Source organism: Algibacter sp. AS12, assembly GCF_046736315.1.
In the GTDB taxonomy this organism is placed as follows: domain Bacteria; phylum Bacteroidota; class Bacteroidia; order Flavobacteriales; family Flavobacteriaceae; genus Algibacter_B; species Algibacter_B amylolyticus.
Genome location: NZ_CP151841.1, coordinates 72,790 through 87,823 on the forward strand (window position 1 = coordinate 72,790; position 15,034 = coordinate 87,823).

At 32.4% G+C, this 15,034-nt stretch carries 10 protein-coding genes; 2 read left to right on the forward strand and 8 right to left on the reverse strand.

Going from position 1 to position 15,034, the window contains the following annotated elements; translation table 11 throughout:
* Position 1: 1 nt before the first annotated feature.
* The 4 genes from AAFN75_RS00310 to AAFN75_RS00325 form a co-directional block, all read right to left on the reverse strand.
* Complete coding sequence (locus tag AAFN75_RS00310; RefSeq protein ID WP_411807725.1) at positions 2-1,921, reverse strand: ATP-binding protein; 1,920 nt, start codon at positions 1,919-1,921, stop codon at positions 2-4.
* 248 nt (positions 1,922-2,169) lie between these two features.
* Positions 2,170-3,123 (reverse strand): HipA domain-containing protein, encoded by a 954-nt coding sequence (locus AAFN75_RS00315; RefSeq protein WP_411807726.1) that lies wholly within the window; start codon positions 3,121-3,123, stop codon positions 2,170-2,172.
* Positions 3,120-3,437, reverse strand: a complete 318-nt coding sequence (locus tag AAFN75_RS00320; RefSeq protein WP_411807727.1) for a HipA N-terminal domain-containing protein — start codon at positions 3,435-3,437, stop codon at positions 3,120-3,122. Before AAFN75_RS00320 ends, AAFN75_RS00315 begins: the two co-directional genes overlap by 4 nt.
* Positions 3,409-3,648, reverse strand: coding sequence for a helix-turn-helix transcriptional regulator (locus AAFN75_RS00325; protein ID WP_411807728.1), 240 nt, complete (start codon positions 3,646-3,648; stop codon positions 3,409-3,411). The genes AAFN75_RS00320 and AAFN75_RS00325 overlap by 29 nt, the downstream gene beginning before the upstream one ends.
* An 897-nt stretch (positions 3,649-4,545) precedes the next feature.
* Here AAFN75_RS00325 and AAFN75_RS00330 point away from each other — a divergent pair.
* On the forward strand, positions 4,546-6,366 hold the full coding sequence (locus AAFN75_RS00330) for an SLC13 family permease (protein ID WP_411807729.1): 1,821 nt from the start codon (positions 4,546-4,548) through the stop codon (positions 6,364-6,366).
* A gap of 13 nt (positions 6,367-6,379) precedes the next feature.
* Here the strand turns inward: AAFN75_RS00330 and AAFN75_RS00335 are convergent, their stop codons facing one another.
* Positions 6,380-6,586: a hypothetical protein gene (locus AAFN75_RS00335; protein ID WP_411807730.1), complete on the reverse strand. Its 207-nt coding sequence runs from the start codon at positions 6,584-6,586 to the stop codon at positions 6,380-6,382.
* A 1,048-nt stretch (positions 6,587-7,634) separates the two neighbouring features.
* On the opposite strand from AAFN75_RS00335, the gene AAFN75_RS00340 reads away from it, so the two are divergent.
* Entirely contained in the window at positions 7,635-8,780 is a 1,146-nt protein-coding gene (locus AAFN75_RS00340) for a saccharopine dehydrogenase family protein (protein ID WP_411807731.1), read from the forward strand.
* A gap of 40 nt (positions 8,781-8,820) precedes the next feature.
* On the opposite strand, the gene AAFN75_RS00345 is transcribed toward AAFN75_RS00340, so the two are convergent.
* From AAFN75_RS00345 to AAFN75_RS00355, 3 genes are all read right to left on the reverse strand, one after another.
* Positions 8,821-10,371 (reverse strand): family 20 glycosylhydrolase, encoded by a 1,551-nt coding sequence (locus AAFN75_RS00345; RefSeq protein WP_411807732.1) that lies wholly within the window; start codon positions 10,369-10,371, stop codon positions 8,821-8,823.
* 70 nt (positions 10,372-10,441) lie between these two features.
* Entirely contained in the window at positions 10,442-13,018 is a 2,577-nt protein-coding gene (locus AAFN75_RS00350) for a beta-mannosidase (protein WP_411807733.1), read from the reverse strand.
* Positions 13,019-13,126: 108 nt separating this feature from the next.
* Positions 13,127-15,022: a right-handed parallel beta-helix repeat-containing protein gene (locus tag AAFN75_RS00355; RefSeq protein WP_411807734.1), complete on the reverse strand. Its 1,896-nt coding sequence runs from the start codon at positions 15,020-15,022 to the stop codon at positions 13,127-13,129.
* Positions 15,023-15,034: the final 12 nt, after the last annotated feature.

Genomic DNA, 15,034 nt, shown 5'->3' on the forward strand with positions numbered 1-15,034 from the left:
TCTAAATTGTAATTTTTGCTTTAAATCCCTTATTAATTTGAGATTCAAATGTAATGGTTCCATTATGCGATACGATACGGTTTTCCGTATTTTGCAGGCCATTATGCTTTTTTATTTCGCACCCTACTCCATTATCATTGTATTGGATGCTAATTTTATCTTTTACTTTTTCAAACTTCAAAACCACAATAGAAGCTTTACTGTGCTTTTTCATATTGGTCATTAATTCCTGAAGCACCCTATAAATAGCCGTTTTATTTAAATCATGTATATCCTTCCAGTTTATATCTTTTAGTCCCTTAGTAATAACACTAGTGTCTTTGGAATGATAGGTCTGCAATAAATCATAGAGGAGACTCTCGAATTCTTCGTTTAAATCTATGATACTACTTTCTTTAGAAATATCTCTAGTTTTTGAGTAAATATGCTCTAAATCATCAAGAACTTCGGTTTCTTTTTTATGATTACCTTGAAGTTTTGTCATGACGTGATAAATATCATTAGCGACCTCATCATGTACTTTTTTAGAAATTCTAGTTTCTGTATTATACACCTGCAGAAGCTTTTCTTTTTTATGTCGTGATCTAACTAAAAAATATAAAAAAATGGAAATCAATAAGATTCCTAAACCTACAAATTGAAAAACTGTTTTTTTAACCTTTTCTTTTTCTGCCATTAACTGGCTATCCTTAAATTTTAGCTCAATATTTCGTGCCTCTTGCTCTTTTTTAATATAATTGTATTTAATATAGGCAAACTTGTTTTCGTTACTTTGTTTTGCTTTGGCGATACTATCTGTTAGTTTTTTATACTCAATAATATCATGAATTTCACCCGCTTCTATTAAAAAAGACAATGCTATTATACGATCTAAATAATTTTTTGTTTTTAATGTAACATTATAAGCTTTTTTAGCAAAATGCATCATTTTCTTCTTAACTCCTCGGTCTTTATAATATTCGGCTAGAGAGGTATAACTAGAAAATAAATCTTTATTATCATGATGCCTTTTCCTTATATTTAAGGCAGTCATAAGGTCATCTAAAGCATTAGGAGCATCGAATTTTGATTTTACAAATGCTAAATTGTTGAGAGCTCGAGCAATATGTTGTTCATCATTTATTTTAAGACTATTTTTATATACGGTCTCAAATTCTATGGCTGCCAATTTATACTTTTTTTGCTCCCTGTAAACGTTTGCTTTATTATTATGAATTATATTTAAATGATGAATATCGGTTGCTGTTTCTAATAGCTTGTTATATAAAGCTAAGGCGCCATTATACTTCCCTAATTGATTATAAATAATACCCAAATGATTTGACAGACCAATTCGTGCTTCTGTAGTTCTAGTGTCAACAGGTAATTTATCGAGTATAGCAATAGCCTCAACCGCTAAAGATTCACTTTCGTACAATAAACCCAGTTTATATTGAATACTAGTCATAAATCTAAGGTCCCTAATTACCCCTAAACTATCCTTTAACTTTAAATTTAAATCCTTATGCTTCTGATAGAATTTGTAAGCATTAAGTAGGCTATCATTAAGTCGACTGTAATCGGCCAATCTTCGATATGCTAAAACTATTTTAGAAGAATCGTTAACTTTATTACTTTCCTCAAGCAACGTATTTGCAACAGAGATTGCTTTATTGTAATCTCCAATTTTATAATATAGAAAGCTTTTACGATTTAACCCTTTTAATAAAAATTCTATCTTATCATTTTGGTGAGCTAAATAAATTAACCTATTTATAGCATTTAACTTTTCATCGTTATCTTTAACAGCATCCTTACTGAATTCGTAGTAATAATTTAAACTATCATTTAGTGCTTGACCATGAAGTTTAAAACCATTTGTATTAAAAGGAATCGAAAAAATTAAGTAAAAAAAGAGGAATGCGTTTTTTATAACTTTCATTCCTCTAATTTAAAAACTAAAATTAATTTAGCATTCCTATTTAAAAATAATTTTTACTATTCATCAGTATCTTCATCAGGTAAAATTTCTTCATCGTTTCCAGAGACCAATTGCTCATTGCTCGTTTCTTCAGAAATGGCATCAGGTGAACACGAAAATTATGAGGAATGGATTGAAAAAAATTTTAAATTTTTCCTAATTTCGAAATTTCATTTTTAATGAAGATGGAACGCCTAAATTATGGCCTTTTATATAAATTGCAATTTCAATTGTTTGGCTCGTTTTTTCACCAATGCTAATAACCCATTTTTACTGTCTTGACTTAGAAAACTATTATTAATTAATTCCGGCCATTGTTGCATTCCCTTTTCTATACGTTTCCATAGATTTTCAATAGCTTTTGCAGGAATGTGAGCATGTGCCATAGCCTCATTAAAATCTAGACGTCTTAATTTACGTTTTTTGCCGTTAAGATTTAGCGCTAATTCTTCTTGGTCTTCAGGAATCAGCAATTTAACTGCTACCATATCATAAGCTGGAGCTAAGTCGTAGTGTTTACTATCTTTTGCTATTAGCGAAAAATTCTTTAAATGCATATCGTTATTCCCAATCAAAAAAGACACAATCACTTGTTCATAAAATTTTACTGCATCAAGTAAAGGGTTTTGAGTGTGAGCAATAATCCCTTTTGATATTTGCTCGTAAGAACCACGGTATTTATGTTCTCTAAGGCGTTCTGTAAATTGGCAAGCATCTTCCATGGGGTGTTTTTTGCCATTAGCATTACGATCGATACGTTTGGTTAAATAAGCTAACGAACCATCTTTTAATGGAATTAATAAAAACGGTACTGTTGCTATACCACAAGCTTGTGTTAATAACATAGACAACGCCTCTATCTCTGGCATTTGTGGATATAGCTGAAACGGTGGTTTTAAAATATATCGACCATTTAAAGCACCTACGATTGTTAAACGACTTTGAGTATTTTCTTCTGTAAAGCCTAATGATAATTTTGGTTGTACACCTGTAACAATAATACGTTGTGCTATGTTTTCTTTTGCTAAATCTTCGATTTGAGACAACTCATAATCTAGTTCTAATACAGGAGTATCTTCTTGCCAAAATGCGGCAAGGCAATTTTGATGGTAGTGTATTTCACCATTTTCTAGACTTTTATGACATGCTAAACAGTAATTCATACTTTCTCTATAATGCTAATATTTCCAATACAATCTCTACAGGTGATCAATAATAACCCCATGCGGTCTCTTGGATTTATTTTCCAATTTTTATGTGCGATGTCTAATAACCAACCTTCAGGAATTAAACCATCGAAGAAAGGGAATAGGTGTTCGGCACTAAACGATTCTTCTTGCAATGGCAAAGTCAAACTCACTGCTAATGCGCTTTCATTTTCTAGGTATGTTTTATCATACTTGAAATGATAGCCATTATCGTCCTCGGTTAATATACCAGCTAACGTTTTATTTACCCAGATTTCTCCTTGTCTCATCGCTTATCGGTGTTGGTGTTAGTGTGTGTCCAAAAAATAATAGAACCTGATTTACTTTATCGGTCATAACATTTGGTTTTCCCTGTTCGAGTTCGCGTACAAAACGCAAGCCTACACCTGTAAAGTCTGATAATTCCACTTGTGTTAGATTTGCTTTTTTGCGTCTATCCCTTACAAATTGGGCTGTTTCGTTTTCTCTATCCCAGCTCATATAATTATACCTTTAAGGGTGCAATATAATAAATTTATACAAAATTACACCTTAATGGGTATAATTATTAAATTAAAACTATCAATATACCCGATAAGGTGTACTTTAAAATAAACGAAACTCCGTTAGAACCAAAATAATTTTACGAATTAAAAACCAACAAGCCGCTTTTTTATTATATTTACACAATCAAAATTTAATAACAATAGTGAACACAAACTGAACACGTTTTTGAACACGATTTAGAATACAAGCATCTGGGAAGCCTTATAAACAGGCTGTTTAGGAATATTTTAATTCCTTCATAACTCGGAGGTCGCGGGATCGTGCCCCGCTCTCGCTACATAGTAAACAAAGGAAAACCCAAGATATGATTCTTGGGTTTTTTATTTTAGGTACAACATAGGTACAACATTTATCGAATTTTGATAGAGTAATATGATTTGATATCGTTATGTATTATATATAATGAATTAAAATTCCTACAAGCAAAGCGAATTAAAATTACTCTCGATTATTATAAAAGTCTCAGAGTGTTTTTCTTCATTCATCCTAAGCATTATTTAACAAAAAGTAACATAAGTGCTAATCGAAATATTGAATAAACCAAAAGCACTTAAATACGTTGAAGCAAAAAATAGTTTATGTGGTAGCTATTTGACTGTGCGTAAAGTTGAATTGCAAAAAGATTTAACCTTTAATTTTAGTAAGATTAGCAAATTTTCATATTAACTCATTAAAAACAACAAAAATGCCTCCTCTACTAATTTTTATGAAATGCTTTTACCAACTATAAAAACCAATAAAATTAATTGTTAAAATAAATAATTACCTAATAACGTTTCATTCTTACTTTTTGATTATTTTTAGTAATACATTTTTTATTACAATTTATATTTGGAACCTTCTATTTTATTAGTATTTGTAATTATTGCTTGTACGGTTATACTATTTATAACAGAGTATTTCCCTGTTGACAAAATTGGCTTCTTAATTATAATTGCTCTGGTTTTATTTCAACTTACAACACCTGAAGAAGCCATTAGTGGTTTTTCTAACCCCGCAGTAATTACTATACTCTCACTCATGATTATAGCTACTGGCTTAGAAGATAATGGTGTAATTGATTGGCTAACCCAACTCATTAAAAAACTAAAAATACTTCCGTTAGTATTGTTAACTCCCGTATTTATGTTGGTTTCGGCTGGTATTTCTTCCTTTATAAGTACAACCGCGGTGGTCATTATATTTCTTAAAATAATTAGTCAGTTAGCAGAACGTTATAATTTTTCGGCATCAAAGTTATTAATGCCAATTTCATTTGCAGGTATACTAGGTGGTAGCTGTACGCTAATGGGAACATCTACAAACCTTATTGTAAACTCCGTGGCTCAAAAAGCTGGTGTAGAAACTTTTTCGTTCTTTGAGTTTAGTACTTACGGGTTGGTATTTTTAGCAATTGGCATTGTTTTTATGACTATAGCTTCAAAATTTCTTCCGAAGGACAAACAAGATGATTTACAGAACACCTATGATATTGAAAGTTATATTTTCTCGGTTACAGTTTCGGAAACTTCAGATTTAATAGGAAAAAATATTTCTGAAATAGAATTTATTTCTGAAGAACTCGCTACACCTTTAAAACTTATTAGAAATAAAAAAGTTATTAATGCTCCTGGTAAGTACATAGATATTAAGATGAATGATAATCTTGTGCTTATGAGCTCTTTAGAATATATAAACCGAATCATTCAAAACCACGATTTAATTATTAATGATAAAAAAAGAGCGCTTAAGAATCTTGAAGTAGATAACAATTTAAACAGCAATATTAGTAATATGACTTATGTAGAACTGCTTATATTACCTGGTTCTGGTTTTATTGGAAAAACCTTAAAAAACATAAGAAAAATGTCTCTTGGTGGCGCCTACCCTATTGCCATTAAAAAGAGAAAAAACCTTAGAAATACTACCGAAAGGTTAATTAGAAAAAGTATTCAGGATATAACATTAAAACCGGGCGACAGATTATTAATAGAGTTACAAGAGCAACAAATTGGCAAACTTAGAGCGTTAGATAATGTTGTTATTTTAAATCAGCACGAATACAGACTACAAATTACAACTAAGCGTAAAATTACGGCATTAGTTATTTTACTTATGGTTGTAGGGTTAGCTGCAAGCGGTATATTATCCATTTTAAGCGCTTCGTTGGCTGGTGTAGCTGCTATGTTACTCTTTAGGCTAATCTCTCTAGAAAACATTTACCATCGTGTAAATTGGCAAATTATATTCTTATTAGCAGGTATGATTCCACTTGGTATTGCCATGACTAACTCGGGTGCAGATCTTTGGTTAAGTAACCAATTACAAGTCATACTCAAGGGCCAACCGCCATATATTGTAATTGGCCTTTTACTCGCTATAACCATGATACTTTCCGGTTTTATTAGCAATAATGCCACTGCAATTATATTAACTCCCGTTGCTATAGGGCTAGCTGCAGGACTTAATCTTGATGTAAAACCATTTATACTTGCAGTACTATTTGGTGCAAACTTTAGTTTTTTCACCCCAGTTGGCTACCAAACCAATACTTTAATTTATGGCACAGGACTCTATAAGTTTAAGCACTTTCTTATTATAGGCGGACTACTATCGTTAATACTTTGGGTAGCGGGAACCATTATTTTAACCACATCTTTACAAGTAAGTTAATAGTTGTTTTTAGCTATTTGGTATGGCAATAAGCCGAACAATAATAACACCCATTAGATTGTGCATAGTGTTTTTTAGCCTCTTTAATGGCGTCCGGACAATTATTAAACAAACCTAAATACACCTGGTTTTCTTCATTAGGAATAAAGGAACAACCTCGTTTATGAACCTCATGATCTCCATTTGCCTGTGCCTTTTTATTTACATAATAACTCGTCATGCTTATTTATTATTAGGTTTGTACTACAAAGATACACACTTGCGTGTAAAAAACTTACATAGCCCCGTAAGACTTCACTTTAATATATCTTTACTATAAAATTGAAAATGCCAAATCTACATGTTTAGGCTAACCTTTATGTAAAACATAAAAAAACCTGTACAAAAGAAGTACAGAGTTTTCTAGTTAACCCCTAATGCTGTTTAAGCAAATTAATAGCAATGCAATAGTACTAAGGCATAGTATATTTTTATTACTGTTTCCCGTAAAGCAGTTAAATATTATTAAATAAGACCTAAATCTTTTACAATAGACACTAAATGAATAGCACTATTAGCCTTAAACTGAATACGAAGTTTATTCAATCTTTTTTCAATAGAGCTTAAACTGCTAGGAGAAATATGCCTTTCTTTAAAATAATTATTCTATTCCCGCTGAAACATCCCTAAATGATTATATACCCGAATTTTCGATTTTAATACCTTATTGTCAGTTTTAGCAGTATTTAATATCTCTAAAGCTCAATAGAAGTAGATTCGCTATCATACAAAAAACCAAGCTTTTTTTTGAATGCTAGCCATAAATCTTAAGTTATTAATAACCTTTAGGGTATCGCCAGCCAATTCATGCTGCTTCTTGCTTTTTTCGTGAAAACTAAATGCTAAAGTACGGTCAGTACTTTTTTTAGGATTTACAACAAGATTGTAATAGTATAGAGAACTATCTACCACCTTTTGTGCAAATATTTTTTAATTTAAGGAGGTTGTAAAACAAGCGCAGTATAAACAAAAAAAGAGAATGACTTTTTTATTCTCATGTCTCAAAAATACTAACTAAATCTTATTAGTAAGTAACTTCTGCCGAATTTTGCTATGTTCTCCATCAAAATAAAAAATCTGTTCATTTGCTTTGATTTCATATGTGTAAAATAGTATTTGCAACCCCACAAAAGCAGATATTACCTATAGCCTCACGAAATGTAACTTAAATAAATAAAACTCAGCAAATAATCATTAAATTAGTGTACATCAACTCATTACATTTAAATATGAAAACGCACTATAATATTATTATTGCAGGCGCTGGTGGTATTGCCGAAGCTGCAGGACTTATTTTAGCCCAATGGAGCCAAGTAACACCAACCATTTATATTGGAAACCGTACCCTTAAAAATGCTAAAAATGTGGCTAATTGGATAATGAATGGTAGTACAAAACCATGTAAAGTTGTTGGGTTTCATTTAGACCCTTTTGAAATTTCGGACCATGCAAAAACGATTTTTGAAAATGGCGATGCACTTCTAGATTGTTTACCTGGTAGTTTAGCGCCAACTATGGCAAAACTTGCCAACACCAACAATCTCTACTATGCCAACCTTACCGAATATGTTGCGGAGACCAACCAAATTATAGATTTAGCAAAACATGCCAAAACAGGTTTTGTTTTGCAAACGGGTTTAGCGCCTGGTTATATTGATGTGTTGGCGCATTTTATGTTTCAAGAGTTTTGCGAGCTACACGAAGTAGATCGCGTTGAAAAACTAGAATTAAAAGTGGGCGCTATTACTAATCATGCCATAGCACCTCATTTTTATGGGTTTACTTGGAGTCCAGTTGGTGTGGCTACTGAATATTTAAAGGATTGCATCGTTATTAGAGATAATAAAAAAGCTTCGCGTCCTGCCCTTTCGGAAAGAAGCCGTATTATTATTAATGGCATTACTTATGAAGACGACCTAACTTCTGGAGGTGCCGCCGATCTTCCTGATGCTTTAAGCGGAAAAGTGAAGCATCTAGATTATAAAACTTTACGCCACCCGGGACATTACGCTTGGATTGAAAACCAATTAAAAGGTTTAAAAAGCACCGATAATCATATTTCGGAGCTGCAAGACATTATGCTAAATAATATCCCTAATGTTGAGGACGACCAAATAATTATTTATGCAGCTGTTGAAGGTAAGGATGCCAAAGGCATATTACGCAGACAAGAACGTGCAAACCATATAAAACCGCAACAAGTGGGTAAACATACATTACGCGCCATACAAACAACAACTGCGGCACCCTTAGTGCAAGCCATTCAGTGGTTATTAGAAACACAGCCCAAAGGTGTTATACTACAAAGCCAACTAAATGCCAAGTCCTTTTTAAATGGCTCATTTATTACACCCGTTTATGGCAGTATTAAATAAATAATGAGCTTAAGTAATTAAGTTATCTCTTTAATGGCGTTTAGTTTCTTGTTTTATTTATTCTATTATAAAGTATATTAAAAGCTAGGTTTCTAATGTTGTTTTGATCTTCAATTTCTGAATCGTATAAAAACCCTTGGTGCAACTTTTTAAATCGTTTATCTAACTTTTTTGACTCTATTTTTAAGGCTTCCAATTTAGGCTTTAAATCCTCTGAATTACCAACTGAAAATTCACCTGAATTATACATGGTTTCAATTTGATAAGTTGCTAAATAAAATTGACGCAAATCATTAATTAATCTATAGTGTTCAAACTCTTTTTTATTTTTTAAAGGTTTTAACTTATAAAAAATCTCATGAGCTGTATTAGAATTAGCCATTATTTCAGCCAAAGGCTTTCCTTTAAAAATAAGATCGCGAGATATTGAAAGTGCTTTCCATAATTCTGCACCATCTTTTTCGTTTAATCCAAACCTTTCCGCAGCGTAACTTACCACAAAACGTTCTGGATCTATTGCTCCTTGATTTTTTAAAGCCTCGGCATAAGATGCAATTAATATTCTAAAGCCAGATAATGGATATACATTTCTTATTTGTTGCATATCTAATACTTTGTAGCCTTCATCGCATACCGTAAGCCCATATATTCCTGAAGTTGACCACGATGTCATAACCATTCCTTTATAACCTGCATTTCTAGAATACGGTATAAAATCGCGTTGATTATTAAAATGCTTATCCCAATTAGTGATATACCAATTATCAGGACTACTTCGTATTGCCGGAGATCCCCAAAAGGTAAATCCTTTTTGTTGCAGGTTCCCAACATCGCCAAAATGATTGGTTTCCCAGCCGTAATTCCAATCGATAAATATAATATCCTTAGATAAATCGTTTGCTGCCTCAGGGTGTTCCAAAACAATATCTGCCCACATAATAGGCTTCTTACCTAGTTCCAAAATAATATCACTCATTGTGGTCATGTAATCCACAAATAATTTAGATTTACCTACTTCTTCTGCTTTTGCAGAACACTCATTACAATGTCCTAGCAAATACGTTTCATCGCCTCCAATATGGATATAATCTGAGTTGTGCATAGAAGCCATATCTTTAAAAAGATCTTTAAAAAGCGTTTTATTGTCTTCTATTTTTAATGGGCATACTTGAGAGATTTCTTTCCAATCTTCTTTTAAATGTCCATAACGTTCGTTACGTAAAATATACTCAACATGACCAAAACACTGTTGCAGCGGAATAACATCAATTTCTAAGCCTTCACAATAATCAATAAACGATTTTACTTCGGCTCTAGTGTATGCAAATTCATTCGAAATAGTAGCATGTTTCTCGTAAGGATAGGTTGCCTCCCACTCTAAAATCAATGTATTAATACCAAAACCAGCAAGTTCTTTTGCAAAACTTTTTAAGGCTTTTGGAGTCATGACTTGTATGCGTAAATCGAGATGAAAACCTTTTACCTGAAATTCTGTTTTTGCTTTGTTTTCTTGGGAAAACACAGTCGTTAAAGACGTAAAACTGAAAACAAACACATAAATTAGTAGTAATACTGATACTCTTTTTTTCATTTCCTGAAATTGAATTATTTGGTTGATTGCTATATAATTATCTCTATTATTCTAGAAGTTTTAGTATGCTTTATAAAACATATTGAAACTCTATGGTGTTTAAATCTATATTTTCTTTACTTGTTAACCCAAGTACTATCTCTTCATTTGGTAATACATCAAAATAATTATCAGAAATAAAGACCTCTTGGTTTTTGAAATTGATGTATAAATTCTTCACTAACCTATCGCTTGAAAGTTTTAAATAAGTTTTGCCGTCTTTAGTGTTTATAGCAGTTTGAATAGTTGGCTTTTCTAAATTTAGATTTTTAGGTTTTTCTAAATAAAATAGATTTTTAGCCAATGGCTTTTCGTTATTTTTATAAAATTCTACTTTAAGTACCATGTCTTTTTTATTGAAACCTTTACTTATTAAATATGTTTGTTTCCTTAACAATTCTGTACTTGTATTTTTATTTAAAACAACTGCGTGTTTTTCAATATGAAGTTCTTTTCCACTAAAATCTAAAATGCTTAGTTTAAGTTCACCTTTTAAAGCCTTCAACTTATCTGAAACACCATGAATAACTAAATCTTCTCCCTCTTTATGAATGGTTAAAAGAATAGGCTCATAAGCTTTTTTTACAGCGTAATGTAATGCTTTCCACTTCTTATAATAATCGGTACTACTCCAACTTGCCACTGGCCAACAATCGTTAATTTGCCAATACATGGTACCCATACAATAAGGCATGGCTCTACGGTGGGCTTCAATGGCTGTTTTTATGCCTTGCGCTTGTAACACCTGACTCATATATAAGAAGTCTTCAAACTTTGATGGCACGTTATAATCCCATCCCATATATTCTTTAATCCGTAAATTGCCAATACCGCTTCGTTGATGTGATGCCATAACTTCGCTCTCAATATCATAATCTTCGGGAATGGTATATTTCTTTACGGTTTCAAAGTCTGGAAAGGACTGAAAACCATACTCGCTCATAAAACGCGCTTTGTAATTTTCGAATTCTTCAAAAGGGTGTTGCCCATGCCATACGCCCCAATAATGCATATCGCCAGATGTGTTTTTATAGCTTGGGTATTTTTCGGGCTCAAAACCTGCCTGTGGCGATGATGGCCAATAATCTGTGCCATTAGAATATGTTGTAACAACCTCTGGTAAAATATCATGAAAAATATCTAAATATGTCTTTCCTATGGATTCTTGTTGTGCTTCGGTATATAGTTTTTTCCAACCCCAACCCGGATTATCAGTAAAACTCCATGCCCAACTAATTTCGTTATTACCGCACCAAAGCGCAATACTTGGATGGTTTCGCAAACGGATAACATTATCTATGGCCTCTTGTTTTATGTTCTCTAAAAAGGCTTCATCACCAGGATACATGGCGCAAGCAAACATAAAATCTTGCCATACCATAACTCCATTTTTGTCGCATAATTCATAAAAGTAATCATCTTCATAAATACCTCCGCCCCAAACGCGTAACATATTCATATTAGCATTTACGGCATCTTCAACTACTTTCTTGTAATCTTCTTTGGTAACACGTGTTAAAAAACTATCATTAGGTATATAGTTTGCGCCTTTAATAAATGTTGGTACGCCATTTAATTCAAAAAGAAAAGATTCGCCTACTTCATCTTTATCTCTAATTAATTTTATACTTCTTAAACCCGATGCAATGTCTTTTCTTGAAACTTCATTATCGTCTTCATCTAAAACCTGAACCGTAAAATTGTACATATTCGGCTCGCCTAAACCTTTAGTCCACCAAAGTTTTGGATTTTTAATTGAAAGTGGTATAGATGCTATATTTTGCTCTGGATTTAATTCAATAGGAATGGACTTATAAACAGCCTTAGTTTCAGAATTTAAAATGTTTATCTGCCCCAAAAACGGTTTATCAATTGCAACAGTAACATCAAACTCTATTTTAGCTTCTGCTTTAGTGATACTTGGTTGTTTAATAAAAATGTCGGTAACACGAATAGTGTTCCAAGCTTTTAAAATAATTGGTCGCCAAATACCCGAAGTTACTAATCTTGGACCCCAATCCCAACCGTAATGATAGCCGGCTTTACGCGTAAACATGGATACTTTTTTATCGCCAATTTCTCCGTTTTCCGATTGATCCATATTTGCCGGATAACCGTGTGTAGAAGCTTCCAACAATTCCAAACCTTTTTTTATTGGCGAGTGTAATAATACTTTTAAGCTATTATCTCCTAGCCTAATTAATGGCTTTATGTTAACTTCCCAAGAGCGAAACATGTTATTGGCTTGTAGAATTAAACTATCGTTTAAATAAACGTCTGCGTAGGTATCAAGCCCTTTAAAATTTAACAACACATGCTGTTTCTCATATACATTAGGAAGTACATTAAATGTTGTAGTATACTCCCAATCTTTTTTATCTATCCATTGTTGCTTTTTTTCATTTACACGGTAGAAAGGGTCTTCAATTAAATGATTTTCTAATAAATCCGTATGAATAGTTCCAGGCACGGTAGCTGTTCCCGAATGTGTTCCATCTAATGATTTAAAACTCCAATTTGTATGTATTTCTTTACTAATTATTTTGGTTGGTTTTTCTTTACAACTAATTATGCTTAATAAGATTACAAGTATTACTAATTTATTCATGATATACTATAATTATGTTGATTCCTTGACTCTTCTTTACCGGTTATAATAAAATTAAATAATGCGTTACAAAATGTTATTTTTCAGTGGTCCGTGCTTTAATCCATTTCATAGCTTAAGATTCTTATTACTCCAAATTTTTATTGGCTCGTCCTCTAAATTCACCTTTAAAAATGGTCCTGCCGTTATATTATTATTGGAACGCTTCACACCAAAATAATCAAGATCAAAATTAATTTCTGAGCCGTCTGGATTATCAAAAACAGTTTTTACAATTTTACTTTTACCTAATGTTTCAGTAGTAATTAATGATACTTTATGCTTAAAAAATGCATTATGTAAAGAAAGATAAACCACTTCTTCTTTTTCAATTAATTCAACACCCGGATTTTGTATCAAAAAGATTTCATTATTTGAATTATTTGTATGAAATTCCTCTGGAGTGAAATAAACATTTCCATTTATGGCAACAGGGAATTTAGAATCCTTGTAAGCATCAATAATACTATTAGATTGGGGTCTTGTAAATATGTTATTATAAAACCTATCGTCTCCTCCAAGGATTACATTCATTCCTGCCATTTTAGTAGAATGAGGTAAAAAATAAGGCGTAAATCGATTTTGATCGGTTACTAATTTAACTTCGCCAGCAATTAAATTATTTACATACGTTCCACCATTCGACCAGTTAACTATAGCTGTATCGGATAACAAAATATTATTATCCACTATATACGGTCCATGACTTACCTCAACTAGTAAATCGTCCATATCATTACGATACAGTAAATTTCCACTCACTCTAGTGCCTTGTACCATCCAATCTAACCAAATACCACGCCCAGAATCATGAATTCTATTATGACTTATGGAAACATCAATAGGCGCATGAATTTTTATACCGCCCATTTCATAACCCTTAAATTGACGTTTAGTATAAATATTATAAATATGATTATTTTCAATGGTACTAAAAACGGCGCCCATACTACCACAAATAGCAGTTTGCTCGCAATTAAATATGGTATTATTTCTAACTATATGCGAGCCTACATGCGCTTTATCCCAATTGTTTCTAAGCACGTTAAAAACCACTTCTATATAATGTATATTACCATCTCTATTAACGTTATCCACATCGGCTGTCCAAGTATTATGCCCGGTACCACGCTCTTTACCAAGGGTAATCCCGCTGCATTTTGAGTTACTAATTACATTATTTTCAATAATCCACCCTTTGTTCCAATGCGTTGCAACCATACCCACTTGTTCGGCGGTTGGAGCAGCCCATTGCGTAGCGGCTTGACTAATATGAAACCCTTTTATGGTTATATAATTTAACCCTGGTTTTTCCGGATAAAAACAGGTTTTTCTTGCGCTTATTTCAACCTGTTCCTTGTTAGGGTTGTTTCCCTGAAAATTCGCCCAAATGGTAGTATGGGTTTCATTACTATTGCAATACCATGTGTAAGTTGATCCTATAGCATCAAAACTGTCTTGTATAGCAACAGGATTATTTACTTTCTCAATACTTTCCTTTTCATAAAGCGATTTTCCATTTAAAAAAACTTCTCCAGTATGATGTGGCCGATCGTTATCTATAAACCAATCACCATGAATTAAATCTTGATATGGATTATAATCACCAAAGAAAGCATTTGGAATTACGACTTTCCAAACCCCATTTTTTTCCTTTTTCCAGCCTTTAATAACCTCAGAGCCTTTAATTTCGACAAGTTCTCCTAGAGCTGCTCTAAAAATAATTCTTTTTAATTCGGATTTACCTCCTCTTATTGGTTTTACCCATTCGCGGTATGTACCTGCATGAACAGTAATAGTGTCGCCCGGAAATGCTAATTGGACCGCTTGATTAATAGTTAAAAAAGGCTTTTGTAAAGTACCGCTGTTTAAATCGTTACCTTCCTTTGACACATGATATTCTTTAGCTGAAATATTTGTAGATATACAAATAAACAAAACAAATAATCTAATTTTATTTTTCATTTTTTTGTCGTC